Genomic DNA, 21710 nt, shown 5'->3' with positions numbered 1-21710 from the left:
ACAACTGTTGTCGTGCGATTTAGGGTATTCTTAATTAGCAGAGCAGGGATTAGGCAACGTTTGAACCACTTCTTCTGAGAAGTATTCTTTGACAATGAGACGTCCTTTTTTATCAAACTCGACGTTGTACTTGGGGTAAGCTGCAAAAGCATCAGGGTCATAGGTCGAAGGAAAATCGATTTGTTTATCTGAAAAAAATCGGCTAGCCGTCCATAATTGTTTATCATTATTATATCCAACGCTACATCGACTGTTTAGGTCAAAGGTGAAATAACGGCCAAAGTATTGCTCCTTGCTGCCACGACCAAATAGCATATTAGCACCGCATGTATTGCCACAGCCAACGTAAACATGATAAGTATCTTTATCGATTTTTTTAAGCGAAGTATGGTTCCAGCCGTAACGACCTATTCCATCCATAAGCACGGTTTCTATTACTTCGCCATTATTTAACGTTTCGCTTTTAAGGATATAACCATCATCGCAATACTCATGACCGTCTTTACTCATATATGCAGTACAAATTTTCGACATATAAAAGCTAGCGTCAAATTCTGGTTCGGCAGCCTCAGCCAAAGATATAGAACTAAAAATACAGCTATAAATGATAAAAACCAATGAATAGAGAGGAGTGGGTTTATGCATGCAAATAATTACCGGATATTTGTTTTGAATTAATAGTGCTATAGCAAAAGGTTGGTTGTTAAGAAATAAGGTATACTCATCAAAAAGGTCTTGCTGACTAGGAAATTAGCCGGCAAGACCTTTTATTAATTTTAAGATTTATTAAATAACAATACTTTAAAATCTAATTTTTACTGAACCTTCGCACGTATAACAACCGTTTGCGGTGCGTTAGCAGGAAGATCTACCAAGTTCCATTTGAGTCCAGAGTAATTTTCTGTGATGACTACAGTATTACCCACTTGTTGGATAGTCTGATAACTGTCGCCGCCAGTTGTCGCAAGCGTTGGTAGTGGGCTATTCAACGATACCAATTGCACGCCATTTGGCAGTGACACCATGGCATTGATGTCAGTGACGGGTTTTGCCGTGGTATTGGTATAAGTAGTGTGGTATTCGATGATGTCGCCAGGTGCGATATGGTTCGCAGGTACGGCCACTTCACGACCATCTTTATTTTTTAATATTTTCATCACTTTGGTTTGTGCATTCACCACGTCAGGCGTGCTAAAAGTTGGGGTCAATTGCAGAGCATCCAAAGAAGTCGTCGTGGTTATTTGACTGCTTATTTGGTTGGTTACAGGCTGGCTAGTGATTACTGTTGTGGTAGGTTTGATGACAGGCAATTGCGTCACCGTTGTAACGGGCAATACTTGTGTCACGCTAGTCGTCGGCACGGCTATGACATCAACCTTGGTAACATTATTGGTAGTCGGGTCGGTCACAGGCACGCTCGTGACCGTGGTGCTGCCTTGGGTGACGACCGTATTGCTCGCACCATTACTGGCGACTTGGCGAACCGTATAGCGTGGAACGTTAGTTACTTGAGTCACCGCATACGGCATGCCATCTTGCATGGTGATGCCGTGTGGTGTCGCTGTAATGGTCGCAGTTTTACCATCAGAATACTGTTCAACGACGGTAGTGCTACTACCAGCAGACGAAGTGATGGCGATTTCAGGCGCAGCATGTGCGGTAGATACCGTTAATAAAGCGCCTGCTAAGATTGTTGAAATGGCAGTAGTTATCGCACTTTTTTTAACGAGAGTTTGCGGTTTAAGCGCTTTTTTATGAATAGTCAGTAACGCTGGCATGTTGATGTGTAAGGTCATAATATATTCCTTTAAAATAACAGTAAATAAAGCCGCTAACGCAGTAGCAGAAAGCAAAGCTTAAAAAAGGCTGAAAAAACAACGCCTAGAAAAGAAAAACCCCCGTCAAATGAGCATGTAAACCATGTCAAATAACGAGGGTAAAGGTACTAATGATAGCCAACGTCCGCTATCTCTCCATCATTATTTTAGTCAGTTGCTAAGCACTTAACGTTAAATGCTTATAATTCAAAACTCGTAATAATCACAAGGCTCAGCGTCTATACTCGAGCAATTATGCGCTAAAACAAACGGACTAAAAAAGCAGCGTTGTGTAACTTCTGCTGTATGAATAATGAGGTTGTGTACTATTTTCTACGCTTATCAGCTAAGCAAGCTGCTGGCTTATTCGCGTCAAAAAGCTTTTGTTATCAAAGGCTTTCTATCCAGATATTTATCAAATCAGTCAAATTAATCGTAAATCACTTTCATGATTTCGTATTCGACCACGCCTTTTGGCGTCTCAATACGCACTTCATCGCCTTCAGATTTACCAATCAGACCACGAGCAATTGGCGAGTTGACTGAGATTTTACCCGCTTTAAAATCTGCTTCGTCATCACCAACAATTTTGTATTGTTTTTCTTCTCCGGTGTCCATGTTTTCGATAACGACGCTCACGCCGAATATCACACGACCATCTTTGGGCAGTGTCGCAGGATCAATCACTTGCGCGCCGCCAAGTTTGGCTTCGATATCACGAATACGCGCTTCACAAAAACCTTGCTGCTCTCGCGCTGCATGATATTCAGCGTTTTCTTTTAAATCGCCGTGTTCGCGGGCTTCAGCTATAGAAGCAGTGATGCGTGGACGATCGACACTTTTTAACTGTTTTAATTCGGCTTCTAGAGCCGCATGTCCTTGCGGAGTCATGGGATAACGTTGCATGTTTTTTCCTTAAACCAATAACATCACACCATCTCCTACTCTTAGTGAATAGTGAGATGGTGTCAGTGTTGTTGCAATGAGTATGAGATATAAAAAGAATGGGTTTTAGATTACGTAACAACTAAACATGCGCTTATCTGTGAGCATAGATACACTGACAAACAATGCACATTAACCTTAAGTAATAAAAAGCATAGTCGCAGTTTAGCCACTATGCTTTTTAGGTCTATCTTTTTAAAACTTTATTTTTCTAAAGTAATACGTTTTTTAAAGCACTACTGTTATATAAAAATCGATAACAAGTTTTGCCTCAGCTTTTAAACAAGCGTTGCAGTCATGCTTAATCTACTGAAATTATGCTGCTAAGTCAATAGAGCTAAGCGATAGTCTTTGCTTGTTCGTGCAAATCTTGTAGCTTATAGACCTCAAATGGAAGGTCAATGGCATAAGATTTACAAACCGCATCTGCCGCACCCAAAGTCGTGACGTAGAATACTTTGCCCTGTAGGGCACTACGGCGGATAGAGAATGAATCCTCTTGAGCCTGTTTGCCTTCAGTGGTATTTATAATAAGGTCGATTTTACCATTTTTCAATGCATCGACGATATGCGGGCGACCTTCGGTAACTTTATTGATTTGCTTGCACTCAATACCGGCATCGGCCAATACTTTTTGCGTACCAGTGGTTGATACAATGTTAAAACCAAAGTCGGCAAGCTGGCGCGCGATCGGAGCGATTTGTGCTTTGTCGCTATCACGTACAGAGATAAAGACGGTCTTGGTTTCCCCTTCGGTCGGTAGACCTGGCAGACGCTCATTACTACCGATAATGGCTTTGTAGAATGCTTCGCCAAAGGTTTTACCAACACCCATCACTTCACCCGTTGATTTCATCTCAGGGCTCAAGATTGGGTCAACACCAGGGAATTTAGCAAACGGGAATACCGCTTCTTTTACTGCAAAAAATGCCGGAACAATCTCGGTAGTAAAGCCTTGGTCTTTTAACGAGGTACCAGCCATACAGCGAGCCGCGATTTGCGCTAAAGAAGTACCGATACACTTAGAAACGAATGGCACGGTACGGGCGGCACGAGGGTTCACTTCTAAGATATAAATCGTTTCACCTTTTACAGCAAACTGTACGTTCATCAAACCAACGACACCAAGCTCTTTTGCCATGGCGACGGTTTGTGCACGCATCATATCACATAGCTCATCAGACAATGAGTAAGGCGGCAATGAACAGGCTGAGTCGCCAGAGTGCACGCCTGCTTGTTCGATATGCTGCATGATACCGCCAATCACCACATCTGTACCATCACAAACGCAGTCAACATCGACTTCGATCGCATCATCTAAGAAGCGGTCTAGTAATACTGGCGCTTCGTTTGATGCTTGTACCGCCGTACGTAGGTAATGTCTTAACTCATCTTCGTTATAGACGATTTCCATCGCGCGACCACCAAGTACATAAGATGGGCGTACAACCAGCGGATAGCCCACATCTTTCGCTTTCACCAAGCCATCTTCTAAGCTCGTTGCTAAAGCATTGGTTGGTTGAATAAGATTCAATTGCTGAATCATATGTTGGAAGCGTTCGCGGTCTTCAGCGCGATCAATCGCATCAGGGCTAGTACCAATGATTTTTACGCCAGCCGCTTCAAGCGCGCGGGCTAGTTTCAATGGCGTTTGACCACCGAATTGAACAATCACGCCATCAGGATTTTCGATACGGACGATTTCTAGCACGTCTTCTAAGGTAATTGGCTCAAAATACAGACGATCTGAGGTGTCATAGTCGGTTGAAACCGTTTCAGGATTACAGTTGACCATGATGGTCTCGTAACCGTCTTCGCGCATGGCAAGAGCAGCGTGTACACAGCAATAGTCAAACTCAATACCTTGACCAATACGGTTAGGGCCGCCACCGATGACCATGATTTTCTTGTTATTTGTTGGATTAGCTTCACATTCGCTATCGTATGTTGAGTACATATAAGCGGTACTGGTCGCAAACTCTGCGGCACAAGTATCGACGCGCTTATAGACTGGATAGACGTTTAAATCCCAACGCTTTTTGCGCAGTTGCTTTTGTGAGACACCCAGCAATTTGGACAAACGTAAGTCTGATAGGCCTTTACGTTTAAAGCTACGTAAGTTCTTTTCGGTCAAACCGCCAAAACCAAGTGCTTTAACTTGTGCTTCAGTTTTCACGATGTCTTCGATCTGTACCAAGAACCATGGGTCGATCTTAGTGAAATTGAACACTTCATCGACACTCATACCGACGCGGAAAGCATCCGCAATATAATAAATGCGCTCAGGTGTTGGGATGGTTAAGCGATTAATAATTTCGCTACGAGCTTTATCAGCTGGCACTTTTGATAAGTCAATTTGCTCATCAAAACCGTCATTGCCTGTTTCCATACCGCGCAAGGCTTTTTGCATGGATTCTTGGAAGTTACGACCAATCGCCATGACTTCGCCAACCGATTTCATTTGGGTTGATAAAACACTATCGGCTTGTGCGAATTTTTCAAAGTTAAAACGTGGAATCTTGGTCACAACATAATCAAGCGCAGGCTCAAAACTGGCTGGTGTTTTGCCACCAGTGATATCATTTTGCAATTCATCTAACGTATAACCAATCGCCAATTTTGCTGCGATTTTAGCAATCGGGAAACCAGTGGCTTTTGACGCCAGTGCCGATGAGCGTGATACACGTGGGTTCATCTCGATGACGACCATACGTCCTGTGTCAGGGTTGATACCGAACTGTACGTTTGAGCCACCTGTTTCAACACCGATCTCACGCAGTACGGCTAATGAAGCATTACGCATGATTTGGTATTCTTTGTCGGTCAAAGTTTGCGCTGGTGCGACTGTGATTGAGTCGCCTGTATGCACACCCATTGGGTCAAAGTTTTCGATGGCACAGATGATGATACAGTTGTCGTTTTTGTCACGAACCACTTCCATCTCATACTCTTTCCAACCGATTAATGACTCATCGATAAGTAGCTGATGGTTTGGAGATAAATCAAAACCGCGCTCACAGATTTCGATAAATTCATCACGGTTGTACGCGATACCGCCGCCTGAACCGCCCATTGTGAATGAGGGGCGAATAATACACGGATAGCCCATTTTTTCTTGGGTAGCAAAGGCTTCTTCCATGGTTTCAGCCGTTTCAGCGCGAGGACATTCAAGGCCGATCCGCTTCATGGCTTTATCGAACAAGTTGCGATCTTCTGCCATCTCGATAGAGTCTTTGGTCGCGCCAATCAATTCGCAGTTGTATTTGGTCAATACGCCATGCTTGTCTAATTCTAAGGCACAGTTTAGCGCTGTCTGGCCACCCATGGTTGGCAAGATCGCATCAGGGCGTTCTTTGGCAATGATTTGCTCAACCGTCTGCCAAGTAATCGGCTCGATATAGGTCGCATCAGCCATGGTAGGGTCAGTCATGATGGTCGCAGGGTTTGAGTTGACCAAGATGACGCGGTAGCCTTCTTCTTTTAGCGCTTTACAGGCCTGTGCACCCGAATAATCAAACTCACATGCTTGACCGATGACGATAGGACCTGCGCCTATGATAAGAATGCTTTTTATGTCGGTACGTTTTGGCATAGTTAGGGCTACCTTCGTTTGGGTTATATTTTGATTAATCTATATTTTTAATAAAACTGACAGTATTCTAGTCGATTCAACTTGAACCACCATCAGTGATTCAAGCTTGATATTTATTATTCATTACCAATTTTGATGCATTAAGCTTTAGCGGCTGCCATCATATCTGCAAACTTATCAAACAGTGGCGCAGCATCATGTGGACCTGGGCTGGCTTCTGGGTGACCTTGGAAGCTGAATACTGGCTTGTTGGTCAGCTCAATACCTTGGTTGGTACCGTCAAATAATGAGCGATGGGTAGATTTAACGTTGTCAGGCAGCGTGTCTTCATCAACCGCAAAACCATGATTTTGACTGGTAATCATAACTGTACCAGTCGCCAAATCCTGTACCGGATGGTTGGCACCGTGATGACCCGTTTTCATTTTGATGGTGTTTGCACCGCTAGCTAGACCAATCAGCTGATGACCTAAGCAGATGCCAAAGGTTGGCACGTCAGTTTTTTCAATGATATGACGTACGGCATCGATAGCATAGTCACAGGCTGCAGGGTCGCCAGGACCGTTTGATAAAAAGATACCATCTGGGTTCATCGCTAGCACATCTGCGATTGGCGTTTGTGCTGGAACGACGGTTACATGACAGCCGCGATCAACCAGCATACGTAGGATGTTGGTTTTGCTACCGAAGTCATAAGCGACGACATTGTATTTAGAGTCGATATGAGTACCTAGTTGTTTAAAGAAGCCGCCAGTACCGCTATCATGACTACCAGGGATATCACGGTTGAGTAGGGTATCTGATAAATCCCATGTGCCCGCTGTCCACTCAAAGCGCTCTGTTGTGCAGCATTCTTTTGCTAGATCCATGCCTTCTAGGCCTGCAAACCCTTGTGCTAGCTCAATCGCTTTTTGCTCATCGTCAGTGCTGATGGTCTCGCCATTTGATGCTGTCATGATACAACCGTTCTGAGCGCCTTTATCTCGTAATAGACGAGTTAATTGACGCGTGTCAATTTCAGCGATAGCGACGGTATCATTATGCTGTAGATAGTCTGCGAGCGATTCTGAGTTACGGAAGTTTGAGGTGACCATCGTCGCATCACGGATGATAAGACCGTCTGCCCATACCTGATGACCATTACCAGACTCGGTATCTTCAGCGTTGGTACCAGTATTGCCAATGTGCGGATAGGTAAGGGTGACCAGCTGACGCGCATAACTTGGGTCCGTTAGAATTTCTTGGTACCCTGTCATGGCTGTATTAAACACCACCTCACCGACACGATGACCGAGACTGCCGATACTCACACCGCGAAAAATTGTACCGTCTGCTAGTGCCAAAATTGCTTGTATTTCTGCCGATGAATTCAAGGGTTGCCTCCGCTGTTATTGGTGAGTGCCATGATTTTCATGATTAAATTTTAGGTTAGAAATGGTTTTTTATATCGCAAAAATTGCTATTGACGAATACTAAAAAACACCAAAACCCAAAATTTTTCCACAAAAAAGCGAGAAGACATTATTGATGGAAACTACAAAACCCACTAGATAGTGAATAGGTAACTTGCATCATGTCCGCTCGCTTAGGCACAGATTTTGCGCATTATATACAATATACCCACAGATAGCCAGCCGATTTTTAGATTGAAGGTATGCCTTTAATCATTAGCCGTTAATAGCGCTGGATTTTCTCTTTTGGCTTTGCCACAATGGACAGCAAATCGAGATATCTGGTTTTCATGACTAATTTTCATGATTAACCTGTTCCATTACGATTATGTATATAACAAGGAGCTGTTATGATTTATCAATATTTAGACAAGGTGCCCGAATTCGCGGTACCTTTTAATGGTTGGGTCGCAGACTCAGCACGAGTGATAGGCGATGTCTATTTGGGTCATCAGGCTAACGTGTGGTTCGGTTCGGTGATTCGCGGTGACAATGAGCGCATTTACATCGGCGATTATAGCAATGTGCAAGAAAACAGCGTTATTCATACTGATGCAGGCATTGAGGTCAAAATCGGCAACTATGTCACTATTGGTCATTTAGCGATGCTGCACGGCTGCGAAGTCGGTGATAATAGCTTGATTGGTATTGGTGCGGTGGTATTAAATAATGCCAAAATTGGTAAAAATTGTATCGTTGGTGCCAAAGCACTTGTCACAGAAGGCAAAGTGATTCCAGACAATTCACTCGTCATGGGCGCACCTGCCAAGGTGGTCAAAACCTTAACGGATGAGCAAGCAGCAATGTTAAAACTGTCGGCGCTACACTATGCGGAACGTTGTCAAAAATTTAAAACAGGCTTAACAGAAGTAGCGATGCCTGATTGAGAACAAGTTTATAAAACATAAGTGAACTGTCTGATATTGAACTATTCTCTATGTTTATGCAAATGATGCAAACGCGCCTTACATAGAGACTCTTTATGCCATCAGCATCATGACCAGCCAAATAATGGCAAAAATGATAATACCAATAATCAGTCCGCGAAAAATATCATGGCGTATAGAGTAGTCATTAAGGTAAGCGTTATGATTGGTTGTTTCGTTGATGTTGAGAGCATTGACGCTCTCAGCACCAGCATTTTTACCAACGATAAAACCCATGATTGCGCCCACGACCAACATAAACGGGGTGAATAACCAAAAAACGTCGCCATTACCTATACCAGCTATTGAGCGAATAACCACAATAGCAAGATCAATCAGTAAACCGCCAGCACCATACATCAAACCATTTAAGAACGCATACAGTATACGGTCCAAAGGTGATTGATAGCTTTTACCCAGCTGACGTTGTCTGATTTCTTTGATTGAACGGGCAGGGCGACGCGTCTTATTTGGCACGACAGTTTTGACATCAGGCGCTTCCATGGGATTCTCTATTTTTATTATGAAGTAAGCAAAACAACTAGGGCGTATCACCATTTTTAGCCCATTTAGGCGTTTTCGTTCAGATTGGGGACATGCCCTAATCACAAGTTATATAAATAAAGCTACCATAATTTTGTTTGGTGAACAGTAGCATTCACGAAAAATTATTAAGAAATTTTTTTCATACCATTATTTGTCTCCAAAGCGACGGTTATTAAAAACGATTTGTATTTCTATTTTCCAACAAATAACAGTAAGGTCTCATTATGCAGGCAACACAAGCACAAATTTCTCCAAAAGAGCTGGCACTTTTTGATTTAGATCATACTTTGCTCGACGTCGATAGCGACTATTTATGGGGCGAATATATCGTCAAACACGAACTCGTCGATGAAGCGCAATATCGCACGGCCAATCAAAAGTTTTACCAAGACTATATCGAAGGTACGCTTGATGCGACAGAATATAATGAATTTGTGGCGCAATTTTTAAGTAGCTTGCCGATGGATAGATTGCATGAGCTACGAGAAGACTATATTAAAAGTGAAATTGAGCCGCACATACGCCCAAAAGCGATGGAAGTGCTCTGTCAGCATGTTGAAAAAGGTCATGAGGTGGTGATTATTTCTGCGACCAATGATTTTGTGGTTTCGGCTATCGCCAAGCGTTTTGGTGTCGAAGGTGCCAATGTGCTATCGACACCGCTTGAGATAAAAAATGAGCGCTATACGGGCAAACTTACCGACAAGCCAAACTTTAAAGAAGGTAAAATTTACCATCTGAATAAATGGCTAGATAAGCAGCAATCAGCAGGCACGACTTTTGATAAAACTTATGCGTATTCAGATTCCAAAAATGACATTCCATTGCTGGAGTGGGCAGATGTGGCTATTTGTATATCTCCTGATGAGGCGCTGCATGCGCATGCTTTAGCGCATCGCTGGGCAGTAGAGGATTGGTCGATTTAGGCTGTTTAACATTATTTAATATAAAGCCAGTCATAATTAGCCAACTATTTATCGTCAATCTCATTTAAAATAGCGCCATATCAGTGAGATATTTATTTAAAAAGACAGGAAACTTTATGGAAATCAATCCGTATCAAGAACGAATCAAAGATTTATCAGAGCGTGGGCAGGACTTGCGGAGGTATCTTTGACTTCGATGGTAAGCAAGAACGCTTAGAAGAAGTCAATTTGGAACTAGAGAATCCCGAGCTATGGAATGATCCAGAGCGTGCGACTAAGATCAATAAAGAAAAAAGCCAGCTTGATGGCGTCATTGATGTCGTGGTATCACTTGAGACGACATTAGAAGATGCGTCTGCTATGCTGGAGCTGGCAGTAGAAGCAGAGGATGAATCCTTGCTGGCAGATGTGCAAGCAGAGCTCGACAATGCGGAGAAACGCGTTGCGGATTTAGAGTTCCGTCGCATGTTTAGTGGAGAAATGGATCCTAATAACTGCTACTTGGATATCCAGTCGGGTAGTGGCGGCACCGAAGCGCAGGATTGGGCGGAGATGCTCTTGCGTATGTATACACGCTGGGCGGAATCGCATGGCTTTAAAGTTGAGGTCATTGAGGTGTCTTCTGGTAGCGTGGCTGGTATTAAATCAGCAACGATTGAGATTAAAGGGGATTATGCTTTTGGTTGGTTACGTACCGAAATCGGCGTGCATCGCTTAGTCCGTAAATCGCCATTTGACAGCAATAACGGTCGTCATACCTCATTTGCTGCCGTTTTTGTGTCGCCTGAAATTGATGATAATATCGAGATTGATATCAATCCTGCGGATTTGCGTATCGATACCTATCGCTCATCGGGCGCAGGCGGTCAGCATGTGAACACGACCGATTCTGCTGTACGTATTACCCACGAGCCAAGTGGGGTAGTGGTCACTTGTCAGAACGAGCGTAGCCAGCATGGTAATAAGGCGACGGCGATGAAAATGTTGCGTGCCAAGCTTTATGAGCTTGAGATGCAAAAACGCATGGAATCTCAGCAAGCGGTCGAGGATGGTAAGTCTGATGTGGGCTGGGGCAGTCAAATTCGCTCTTATGTGCTTGATGATTCACGTATCAAAGACTTGCGTACTGGCGTTGAAACTTTTAACACTGGTGCGGTACTCGATGGCGACCTCGATCAATTTATCGAAGCGAGCCTAAAAGCGGGACTGTAAGGCTAAAAAGACTACTCTAAAGAAATTTAAAATATCAACCAACACTTAATTAAGGAAAATTATGCCAAGCGTTAATAGTTATTTTGATAACAAAGTTACTTCTATTGCTTTCCAAACGGCGACCAAGCCAGCTACTGTCGGTGTGATGGAGATTGGTGAATACGAGTTTGGCACCAGCGAATTTGAAACTATGAGTGTGGTCAGCGGTGCATTGACGGTCAAGCTACCAGAGAGTGATGAATGGCAAACCTTTAATGCGGGCGAACAGTTTACCGTTGAAGCCAATCAGAAGTTTCAAGTAAAAGTGGCAGTAGAGACTGCTTATTTGTGCCTGTACGGTAAATAATTATTTTTAGATTAATAGGCAACAGATTAACGCCAAGTGTTTAACGCTTGGCGTTTTTTTATGGTTGCATTTTTAGGTAAGTTTCAGTCGTATAATATTTAGTAAAGTTATAGATTTTTACGATATTGCACCATGTCTGTTTGAGTGGCGATCGCGTCATAGAGTTTGCGTGCCGCGGTGTTTCCCTCTTGCGTCGTCCAATACACACGGTTGCAGTCTTTGTCGTTGGCAAAGGCATAGACCTGCTCAATAAGTGCCCGTCCTACGCCTTGTCCGCGCACCTGTTCATTGACGTATAAATCCTCTAAGTAACAACACTCAGTGGTATTCCACGTATTGGGATGCAGCACCACATGTGTGATACCTACCAACTTATCGTCCTGCCAAGCACCAAAACCATAAATCGGTACATCGCTATCGAGCAAACTGTGCCACGTGTTTTGGATGGTACTTGATGGCAAACTGGTCTCATAAAATTTTAGATAATCTTGCCATAAGTGTAACCAAAGATCGTAATCGGCGAGAGCTAGTGGCTTTATTTCCACAGGTGAATGGTTCATTTTTTATAAACTTAAGTCGTGAGTAGTTCTAAACTATGCCTCAAAAGCTCATTATTTAGAACCCTTCAAAGAGTATTTTTTTACACATCGATTACACTTTGCTCGTGGCAAATAAACAGCAAAAACAATCGCAATTCATTATGCTAAAACGACTATTTTATCAATCGAGTATGTATTATGGCGACGTTAGATGACCAAACCACCACGCATGACATACGCCATGATTATGAAAAACTCGCTCGTCTTGCTAATCTGCGCTATGTCAGTGATGATGAGCTTGGGTTTACGCGCAGGCGTTGGGGGCGTGGTTTTACTTATAAAGATACCGCAGGCAAAACGATCAAAGACAAAGCCTTGCGTCAGCGTTTTGATGCGCTAGTGATACCGCCGATGTGGTCAGAGGTTTGGATATGCCAAGATGATAAAGGGCACTTGCAATCGACGGGGCGCGATGACAAAGCGCGTAAACAGTATTTATATCACCCTGAGTGGGATCGCGTACGTGACCAAGCCAAGTTCGATGCCATGATAGGTTTTGCCAGAGCATTGCCGAATTTACGCTTGCAAGTCGAAAAAGACTTAAAGGCTAAATCATTATCGCGTGACAATGTCTTATCGGCAGTGGTCAAGTTATTAGAAACGACCTTAATTCGTATCGGTAACAGCCGCTATGCGAAACTTAATAAAAGCTATGGTTTGAGTACTTTACGCAGTAAGCACGTGAGCGAAACCGATAACGGACTGGCGTTTGATTTTGTCGGTAAAAGTGCCAAAGAGCATCATATTGAATTGCAAGATGAGCGTTTGATTGAGATTGTGCAGGCATGTTCTGAGCTACCTGGTTATCAGATTTTTAAATATTTAGATGACGATGGTCATAAGCAAGTCGTCGACAGTAGCGATATCAATGACTATCTACGCACGCATACTTGCGGTCATGGTCGTGACAGTGAGATGTATAGCGGTAATTTATATAGCGCAAAGGACTTTCGTACTTGGATGGCCAGTGTCCTTGCTGCCAGTTACTTGCACGATGAGTTACAGAGCGCTCAGGGCAAAGCAATATTAGCCAGTGATCCCAATAGCGATGAGCGCCAGCAACTGGTCACTAACATGGTAAAAAGTGTGGCAGCAGAGCTGGGCAATACCCCTGCTGTCTGCCGATCGTCTTATATCAATCCAGTGATTATAGAGCGCTTTTTGGCGGGACAGTTCTTTGAGCCTTATAAGCAAGCGCGCCGGGGGCGTACTAAACAGTATCAAAGCTGTGAAGAAAAAGCGCTGCTAGGATTTTTAAGGGGCTGCTGAGTCCTTGAACATAAAATGCCATTAAGAATTTTGTGATCGGATTATAAAAATGATACGTTATGTATTGAAATAAATATTAAAATGCGTTACTAATAGAGTATATGTACATTAATATGTGCGAACAAGAAGAATAAACAGTTGCTAGGATATGACTGTTTTTCTGCTGATAAATCTCTTATTTCGCCAGTTACCTGATATTGCTAAAGGATTAGCTTATGAACACCTCTTCTTCAGACCCATCATTTGTAAATACATCTTCAAACCATCCTGCACAGCCGCCAATGAGCTACAGCGATTACTATCATAACTTTGATATGAATGCGCTATTAACTGAGATATTTGGTAAGCATTTAGATGATCGTTTAAACGCTTATATGGCGTGCTGTGGTCGCCATGTGCGTGACGGTCGTGGCGATAACCTGGCGCTAGTACATGAAGATACAGCGGGCAATATGACGAGCATGACTTTTGCTGAGCTTGATAAGGCAAGCGCGCAAGTCGCCAATTTATTGCTGTCTTATGGCGTAAAAATTGGCGACCAAGTGGCGACCATGCTACCTCGCACCCCTGAGCTGCTCACCATTGTATTAGCGACTTGGCGGATTGGCGCGGTTTATCAACCGTTATTTACTGCCTTTGGCTATGATTCGATTAAGTATCGGATGGACAAAGCCAATACCAAAGTGGTTTTTACCAATCAAGAAAATCGTGGAAAATTTGAAGACTTGGCTCAGCAGACCAAAATGGTCATGGTTGGCAGCGAGAATGACGCGCAAGCTGATAGTGAAAACAGTTGGGGCGATGATAATTATGCCAAGATGATGGCGACGCAGCCGCAAACAGTAGACGCGGTTTTATTAGATACCGATGCACCCTTTCTGCAAATGTTTACCTCAGGTACAGTGGGTAAATCAAAAGGCGTTAGTGTGCCATTAAGCGCGCTCTCAGCGTTTTATCTCTATATGCGCTATGCGATTGACTTGCGAGCGGATGATAACTACTGGAACATGGCTGATCCTGGCTGGGCGTATGGATTGTATTACGCGATTACTGGGCCTTTATTATTAGGTGTCACCACCTATTTTAACGAAGCTGGCTTTGACGCTGCCAATACCCGCGACTTTATGGTACGTCATAAGATTACCAATTTAGCGTCCTCACCGACGGCATTTCGTATGATGAAATCGAGTGGCGTGTTTGAAAAATCAGACACTGACACTAAATTATCCCTACGCTGTGCCAATTCAGCAGGTGAAACCTTAAATACCGAAGTGGTCAACTGGGTTGAAACCTATTTAAACTGTAAAGTTTGTGATCAGTATGGGCAGACCGAGACGGGAATGACTTGCTGTGAGCACCATGCGTTAGCACATAAATGTCCGGTTGGCTCGATGGGCATGGCGCTACCAGGGCACACATTGGTGGTGTTAGATGATGACATGAACATCTTACCTGATGGCGAGCAAGGGCAGCTTGCCGTAGTGGTCAGTCAATCGCCAGCGTTTTATTTCCGCGGTTATAGCTGGAACGAAAAAGACGCCTTCGCGGATGACTATTATTTAACAGGCGACGTGGTTGAGCGTCACAGTGATGGCAGCTATTGGTTCTCAGGCCGTGATGATGACATCATTATTACGGCAGGTTACCGCGTTGGCCCTACCGATGTCGAAAACACGGTGCTTGAGCATGAGGCAGTCGCAGAGTCTGCTGCTGTCGGTGTGCCAGATGAGGTGCGCGGTCATACCATTAAGTCTTATGTAGTGCTAAAAGACGGTATCGAAGGAACGGATGAGATTGCCAAGGAGATTCAAGAGCTCGTACGCAAACGTCTATCGACTCACGCTTATCCACGTGAGGTTGAGTTTGTGGCAGCATTGCCGAAGACTCCAAGTGGTAAAATTCAGCGCTTTTTGCTACGCAGTTTGTCTGCGGCATAGATAAAAAGCAACGCACTCATATCGTCAGGTTAAGATAAAAAATCGATAACTGATAAAAATAACAGTAAAAATATTAATGAAAGGAATAATTATGCAAATTGAACAACAGAGCTTTTTGGTCACAGGCGGTGCATCAGGTTTGGGAGAGGCAGTGGTTCGGGCTATCGTGAATCAAGGCGGTAAAGTTGTCATCGCAGATCTGAATGAATCAGCTGGTCAAGCGTTGGTGGCTGAACTAGGCGATAACGTTCGCTTTACACGTTGCGATGTCACCAGTGGTGATGAAGTGCAAGCGGCTGTTGATACGGCTGAAAAAGAATTTGGCGGTTTGCAAGGGTCTATTAATTGCGCGGGTATTGCTGTTGTGCAAAAGCTGCTCGACCGTGATAACAACCCAGCGGATCTTGATGCCTTTAGTCGAGGCGTTAATATTAATCTTGTCGGTTCTTTTAATGTGGCACGTTTGGTCGCAGCCAGTATTGCGAAGCGTGTAGCGAATACCAATAACGCAGACAGCGGAGCAGGAAAAAACGCTGATAACGGCGTCATTATTAATACTGCTTCTATTGCTGCGTTTGATGGGCAAGTAGGGCAGGCAAGCTATTCGTCGTCTAAAGCGGGGGTTGTCGGTCTGACCTTACCACTAGCGCGTGAGCTGGCACGTCATGGTATTCGCGTCATGACGATAGCGCCTGGGGTATTTGCCACGCCGATGATGGAGACTATTCCTGAAAAAGCGCGCGAGCAACTAGAGGCGGGCGTACCTTATCCTAAGCGTCTGGGCAATCCTAATGAGTTTGCCAAGTTGGTCATGCACATCATTGATAATGCTTATCTCAATGGAGAAGTCATTCGTTTAGATGGCGCGATTCGTATGGTGTAATGTTATCCATTAAATTTTCACAAAAGCTGGCATGGTGCTTTGATAAGTTAATAGCGTGTGATGTTGTCATTTCATTCTTGAACGCCAAACGGAGTTATCAAAGCCTATGTCATTTTTTTCTCTAAATTTTAGCAAAAAGCCGCATCGTTTGTTTGTCGCGATAGGATTGGGGCTAGCTACCATTATGAGCACCAGTGCAATAGAGTATGTCAAAACCACCTCTTCAGATGCGAAGATTACAGGTAATAAAGGTCAGCCTATTTCTAGTACGGTGGTTATCGATAAAGTTTTTGTCGATAAATCCGATCGTATTTTGCAGCTATTAAGTGGTGATAAAGTGGTTAAATCTTATCATATTGCGCTAGGGGATAGTCCGGTTGGTCATAAACAGCAACAAGGCGATGAGCGCACACCTGTTGGTGTGTATACCTTAGATTATAAGAATGAGAACTCTATTGCCCATCGCTCTATACATATCAGCTATCCCAATGCTGCGGATAAAGCTCGGGCGCGATCACGTGGCATCAATCCTGGTGGCGATATTATGATTCACGGGCAGATGAATGGCTTTGGGCATCTAGCGTGGATGAACCAACAACGTGACTGGACTGATGGCTGCATTGCGGTCACTGATAGTGAGATGGATGAGATTATGGGGGCAGTTAAGGTTGGTACATCGATAGAAATCGTAGAGTGAGTTTTAAGCCAATTTGGCTATCATATAGTAAATTATCTAGCGATAGAACTGTATTACAACATCTTCTATACCCAACTATTACTTATCTTATATTATTATTAAGTCCTTACTTTTATTGTTTTTTATTTATTTTCTTGAAATATCCTCTTAACATGCCTATTGATAGTTTATGATGATATCATTGGTATTGGTAAGGTTTTTGTACCTCTGCAATCTTACTGTTTTTTTTGGTATTTACTAATAAGTCATAAATAGTGATTGACAACTTTAATAAGTGGGTTGAAATCTTGTACGTTATACCTTATATAGATAACAAATAATGGTGATTGATACGTGGTAAAGTTGATGATAAACGTGATGTTTTAAACGTCGCTCTTTTATCATTTTATGTTGTATCAACTGACTGAAAATACTAATTATAAAAGGACACAATTATGAGGTTCGAAAAATTTACCCAGAAGCTGCAATCTGCCATTCAAGAAGCACAGAGCTTAGCATTAGGACGTGACCATACAGGTATTGACCCTGTGCATCTGCTTGCAGTATTGCTACAAGACGAGTCTAATCTATCTATTTGCCAACAGGCAGGCGCGTCTATTCCTGCGCTAAAAAATGGCGTGGCAAAGGCGCTCGACAATCAAGCAACGATTAGTGAGCCAACAGGTGACGTTAATTTAAACCCGAATTCGGTTAAAATTTTGAACTTGGCAGATCGTCAAGCACAAAAAGAAGGCGATGATTTTATCGCGACTGAATGGGTGATGTTGGCACTCGCTGAACAAGGCGAGACCAAAAAGATATTTGAGAGTGCTGGCGTAACAGCGAGCAAACTAAAAACAGTGATTGAACAATTGCGTGGTAATGAAACCGTGAATAATCAAAATGCTGAAGATCAGCGTGATGCGCTGAATAAATATACGATTAACTTAACTGAACAGGCGGAACTTGGTAAGCTTGACCCTGTGATTGGTCGCGATGAAGAGATTCGTCGTACCATTCAAGTGCTGTCACGTCGTACCAAAAATAACCCTGTACTTATTGGCGAGCCTGGTGTTGGTAAAACGGCTATTATTGAAGGTTTGGCACAAAAAATCATCAATGGTGATGTACCAGAGGGACTACGCCGCAAAGAAGTGTTATCGTTAGATCTAGGCTCATTGATTGCGGGCGCAAAATTCCGTGGTGAGTTTGAAGAGCGACTCAAAGCGGTACTCAGTGACTTATCAAAGCAAGAAGGCAATGTCATTCTATTTATCGATGAGTTGCATACTTTGGTAGGTGCTGGTAAAGCCGATGGTGCGATGGATGCCGGTAATATGCTAAAACCAGCGCTAGCACGTGGTGAGCTACACTGTGTCGGTGCCACGACATTGGATGAGTATCGCCAGTATATCGAAAAAGATGCGGCGCTTGAACGTCGTTTCCAAAAGGTGTTGGTCGACGAGCCAACGGTCGAGGATACCATTGCGATTTTGCGTGGTCTAAAAGAGCGTTATGAGCTGCATCATGGGGTTGATATCCAAGACAGCGCGATTATTGCTGCTGCACGGATGAGCCATCGTTATATTACCGATCGCAAGCTGCCAGATAAAGCGATTGACTTAATTGATGAAGCAGCAAGTCGTTTGCGTATGGAAATGGACAGCAAACCTGAATCACTGGGTAAGCTTGATAGTCGCTTGATTCAGTTAAAAATGCAGCGTGAAGTGCTCAAAAATGAAGAAGATACTGGCGCACAAGCAGAGCGTAAAGTGCTTGATGCACAAATTGAAGAATTGGAAAAAGAGTACGCAGATCTCAATGAGATTTGGCAAGCAGAAAAAGCGTTGGTCAAAGGCAGTCAGCAGCTAAAAGACGAGCTGGATAAAGCGCGTATCGCTTATGACAAAGCCAGTCGTGAAGGCGACTATGAGACCATGAGTAAGCTGCAGTATGAGACGATTCCGCAGCTAGAGCGTCGCATTACTGAGTCTGACTTGGCGGAACAAAAAGAGCAGATAGGCGAAGGCAGTGGTGTAAAACTACTGCGCAATAAAGTCACAGATAATGAAATTGCCGAAGTCGTTGCCGCAGCGACTGGTATTCCAGTGAGTAAAATGATGCAAGGCGAGCGCGATAAGATGCTAGCGATGGAAGAAAAACTCCATGAGCGTGTTATCGGTCAAGATGAGGCAGTTGAAGCGGTAGCCAATGCTGTACGCCGTAGCCGTGCTGGTTTGTCTGATCCGAATCGTCCTTCAGGTTCGTTTTTATTCTTAGGACCAACGGGTGTCGGTAAGACTGAGCTGACTAAATCACTGGCGAATTTCCTATTCGACTCTGAAGATGCGATTGTTCGTATCGACATGAGTGAATATATGGAGAAGCACAGTGTCAGCCGTTTGGTCGGCGCGCCTCCAGGTTATGTTGGCTACGAAGAAGGTGGCGCATTAACTGAGGCTGTACGCCGTAAGCCTTATAGTGTGATTTTGTTTGATGAAGTTGAAAAAGCACACCCTGATGTGTTCAATATCTTGCTACAAGTATTGGATGATGGTCGCTTAACGGATTCACAGGGTCGCGTGGTGGACTTCAAAAACACGGTCATCATTATGACCAGCAACTTGGGTTCGCATAAAATCCAAGAGATGGTCGGCGAAAGCTACGAGGAGATCAAAGCTGAGGTGATGGAGTCGGTTGGGCAGCATTTCCGCCCAGAGTTCGTCAACCGTATTGACGAGATTGTGGTATTCCATCCGCTTGGTATGTCACAGATGGCAGGTATTGCTTCGATTCAGTTGGATCGCTTACGTCAGCGCTTGCATGAGCGTGAGTTGGATATCGAGCTATCAGCCGATGCGATGAACAAGCTGGTGGCAGTTGGTTACGATCCTGTGTATGGTGCGCGTCCACTAAAACGTGCTATCCAGCAAGAGATCGAAAACCCATTGTCATTGAAACTGTTAGCAGGTGATTTTGTCGCTGGCGATATCATCAAAGTCGATGTTAGCGCAGATGATGAGTTGGTTTTTGAGAAACTTAGAATGAGCTAATATCCAACGCTAAATAACCGTGGTTTAAAATCAATCCCTTACTTGCCTATTGTTTATACAGGCAGGTAAGGGTTTTTTTTGTGCGCTATTATTATTTACGGTTTAAGAACTTTGACTATGTTATAAATAAACTAAGCATCAAGAATCAGATGTCAACACTCACGGAGACGATAAAATGACGATCATCAGTACGCAGCACCTAAGCGCGCCATTAATGTTACCGATAATTATCACAGCACTGCTGTTTAGTGCTCCTGCTTGCTCCAATCAAACTGCAATCAATACCCATGAAGATCTGACAGATTATAAAGAAGGGCAAGCCTCTGCTAACGAATCGCTAGCAAGTGCCGAAAAACCTGAATTTGTAACCAAGAAGATTGCCACTTTTGATGAGCCTTGGGCAATGACAGCATTACCTACCGTTAATAATAAGTCATCAAAATTGCTTGTTACCCAAAAGACAGGCGAGTTATTCATTGTTGATATGGCAACAGGTGCTAAGACAACCATTACTGGTATACCGAAAGTGGCTTATGGTGGGCAAGGCGGTCTTGGCGATATTATCCTTGCACCAGATTTTGTCACGTCTAATCAAGTATATATCAGCTACGTTGAAGCAGGTGATGGTACTGATAGTAATAATTTTGGTGCTAAAGTTATCAAAGCTACATTGATAGGAATGGATACAGCCACGCCAAGTTTGCAAGATACTATGCCCATTTGGGAGCAAACACCGAAAGTAAAAGGGCAGGGGCATTATAGTCATCGCTTGCTTTTTTCACCTGACGGAAAATATTTATATATCAGTTCAGGCGAGCGCCAAGAAAAAACGCCAGCACAGGATATGAGCGTCAATTTGGGAAAAATTATTAGGTTGAATCCTGATGGCTCAGTGCCAGCAGACAATCCTTTTGCAGATAATAGTAATGACATAGCCGCGCAATTTTGGACAATCGGTCATCGCAATGTATTGGGTATGGCGTTCGATGAGAAAGGTAGGCTTTGGGCGCACGAGATGGGACCACGGGGCGGTGATGAATTCAATCTCATTGAAAAAGGTAATAATTATGGCTGGCCAATCGTCTCGAATGGGCGTAATTATACAGGGACGGATATTCCCGATCACGATACGCACCCTGATTTTTCTGCTCCCAAGATTAGCTGGACACCTGTTATATCACCCTCATCGATAAGTATATATAACGCTGGAAAATATAATGATTTCCCAGCGTGGCAAGGGAAGGTGTTGATCAGTGGTCTATCATCAAAAGCGCTGATAGTGGTGGACCTTAATGAAAATAACAACGCGACTGAGCGCTATCGTTATGATATGGGCGAGCGTATTCGTAGTGTGTTAAATGTAGATGGACAAGTTTGGCTACTAGAAGATGGCAATAATAGTGGATTATTACAACTGATACCGCAGTAGTCATTGCTCTCTAATTTTCTAAACTTTTGCACTATTGTAGGTTGGGCCATCAAATAGTTTTGCTCTATTTCTATCAATAATGAAATGGTAGATAGTTATTTAG

17 protein-coding genes are annotated in these 21710 nt (G+C 43.5%); 10 read left to right on the top strand and 7 right to left on the bottom strand.

Features of this window, described 5'->3' with window-relative positions:
- Positions 1–30: 30 nt before the first annotated feature.
- The 5 genes from JMX93_RS06130 to carA all read right to left on the bottom strand — a co-directional run bounded on the left by JMX93_RS06130 (position 31) and on the right by carA (position 7727).
- Positions 31–645, bottom strand: coding sequence for a hypothetical protein (locus JMX93_RS06130; RefSeq protein ID WP_499204190.1), 615 nt, complete (start codon positions 643–645; stop codon positions 31–33).
- Positions 646–815: 170 nt separating this feature from the next.
- A complete protein-coding gene (locus JMX93_RS06125) occupies positions 816–1796 on the bottom strand; it encodes a hypothetical protein (protein ID WP_499204189.1) in 981 nt (326 codons plus the stop codon).
- 450 nt (positions 1797–2246) lie between these two features.
- Positions 2247–2723: a transcription elongation factor GreA gene (greA, locus tag JMX93_RS06120; protein ID WP_193011216.1), complete on the bottom strand. Its 477-nt coding sequence runs from the start codon at positions 2721–2723 to the stop codon at positions 2247–2249.
- Between the two features lie 376 nt (positions 2724–3099).
- Positions 3100–6354, bottom strand: a complete 3255-nt coding sequence (gene carB, locus JMX93_RS06115) for a carbamoyl-phosphate synthase large subunit (protein WP_499204188.1) — start codon at positions 6352–6354, stop codon at positions 3100–3102.
- A gap of 140 nt (positions 6355–6494) precedes the next feature.
- Positions 6495–7727, bottom strand: coding sequence for a glutamine-hydrolyzing carbamoyl-phosphate synthase small subunit (gene carA, locus JMX93_RS06110; RefSeq protein WP_499204187.1), 1233 nt, complete (start codon positions 7725–7727; stop codon positions 6495–6497).
- Positions 7728–8155: 428 nt separating this feature from the next.
- Here carA and JMX93_RS06105 point away from each other — a divergent pair, with 428 nt between their 5' ends.
- Positions 8156–8692, top strand: a complete 537-nt coding sequence (locus JMX93_RS06105; RefSeq protein WP_193011213.1) for a gamma carbonic anhydrase family protein — start codon at positions 8156–8158, stop codon at positions 8690–8692.
- Positions 8693–8785: 93 nt separating this feature from the next.
- On the opposite strand, the gene JMX93_RS06100 is transcribed toward JMX93_RS06105, so the two are convergent.
- Entirely contained in the window at positions 8786–9235 is a 450-nt protein-coding gene (locus tag JMX93_RS06100) for a hypothetical protein (protein WP_193011212.1), read from the bottom strand.
- Between the two features lie 266 nt (positions 9236–9501).
- On the opposite strand from JMX93_RS06100, the gene JMX93_RS06095 reads away from it, so the two are divergent.
- The 3 genes from JMX93_RS06095 to ppnP all read left to right on the top strand — a co-directional run bounded on the left by JMX93_RS06095 (position 9502) and on the right by ppnP (position 11761).
- A complete protein-coding gene (locus JMX93_RS06095; RefSeq protein ID WP_499204186.1) occupies positions 9502–10203 on the top strand; it encodes an HAD family hydrolase in 702 nt (233 codons plus the stop codon).
- 116 nt (positions 10204–10319) lie between these two features.
- A protein-coding gene (gene prfB / locus JMX93_RS06090; protein ID WP_193008945.1) for a peptide chain release factor 2 occupies positions 10320–11415 on the top strand; the annotation gives its coding sequence in 2 pieces (ribosomal slippage) (positions 10320–10391 and positions 10393–11415; 1095 coding nt in all).
- Positions 11416–11476: 61 nt separating this feature from the next.
- Positions 11477–11761, top strand: a complete 285-nt coding sequence (gene ppnP / locus JMX93_RS06085) for a pyrimidine/purine nucleoside phosphorylase (RefSeq protein ID WP_499204185.1) — start codon at positions 11477–11479, stop codon at positions 11759–11761.
- Positions 11762–11868: 107 nt separating this feature from the next.
- Here the strand turns inward: ppnP and JMX93_RS06080 are convergent, their stop codons facing one another.
- Positions 11869–12321: a GNAT family N-acetyltransferase gene (locus tag JMX93_RS06080; RefSeq protein ID WP_499204184.1), complete on the bottom strand. Its 453-nt coding sequence runs from the start codon at positions 12319–12321 to the stop codon at positions 11869–11871.
- Positions 12322–12498: 177 nt separating this feature from the next.
- On the opposite strand from JMX93_RS06080, the gene JMX93_RS06075 reads away from it, so the two are divergent.
- The 6 genes from JMX93_RS06075 (at position 12499) to JMX93_RS06050 (ending at position 21607) form a co-directional block, all read left to right on the top strand.
- Positions 12499–13629 carry a DNA topoisomerase IB gene (locus JMX93_RS06075; protein WP_499204183.1) on the top strand — a complete coding sequence of 377 codons (1131 nt, stop codon included), beginning with the start codon at positions 12499–12501 and terminating at the stop codon, positions 13627–13629.
- A gap of 215 nt (positions 13630–13844) precedes the next feature.
- Positions 13845–15566, top strand: coding sequence for an AMP-binding protein (locus JMX93_RS06070; RefSeq protein WP_499204182.1), 1722 nt, complete (start codon positions 13845–13847; stop codon positions 15564–15566).
- 91 nt (positions 15567–15657) lie between these two features.
- Positions 15658–16449, top strand: coding sequence for an SDR family NAD(P)-dependent oxidoreductase (locus JMX93_RS06065; RefSeq protein ID WP_499204181.1), 792 nt, complete (start codon positions 15658–15660; stop codon positions 16447–16449).
- A 106-nt stretch (positions 16450–16555) separates the two neighbouring features.
- Positions 16556–17146, top strand: a complete 591-nt coding sequence (locus JMX93_RS06060) for a L,D-transpeptidase family protein (protein WP_499204180.1) — start codon at positions 16556–16558, stop codon at positions 17144–17146.
- 434 nt (positions 17147–17580) lie between these two features.
- Positions 17581–20178 carry an ATP-dependent chaperone ClpB gene (clpB, locus tag JMX93_RS06055; protein ID WP_499204179.1) on the top strand — a complete coding sequence of 866 codons (2598 nt, stop codon included), beginning with the start codon at positions 17581–17583 and terminating at the stop codon, positions 20176–20178.
- A 175-nt stretch (positions 20179–20353) separates the two neighbouring features.
- Positions 20354–21607 carry a PQQ-dependent sugar dehydrogenase gene (locus JMX93_RS06050; RefSeq protein ID WP_499204178.1) on the top strand — a complete coding sequence of 418 codons (1254 nt, stop codon included), beginning with the start codon at positions 20354–20356 and terminating at the stop codon, positions 21605–21607.
- Positions 21608–21710: the final 103 nt, after the last annotated feature.

It is taken from the genome of Psychrobacter muriicola 2pS (assembly GCF_904846535.1).
Taxonomy (GTDB): domain Bacteria; phylum Pseudomonadota; class Gammaproteobacteria; order Pseudomonadales; family Moraxellaceae; genus Psychrobacter; species Psychrobacter aquimaris.
Note: the sequence above shows the minus strand (reverse complement) of the source record. Positions and strands in the feature narration are given on the sequence as shown.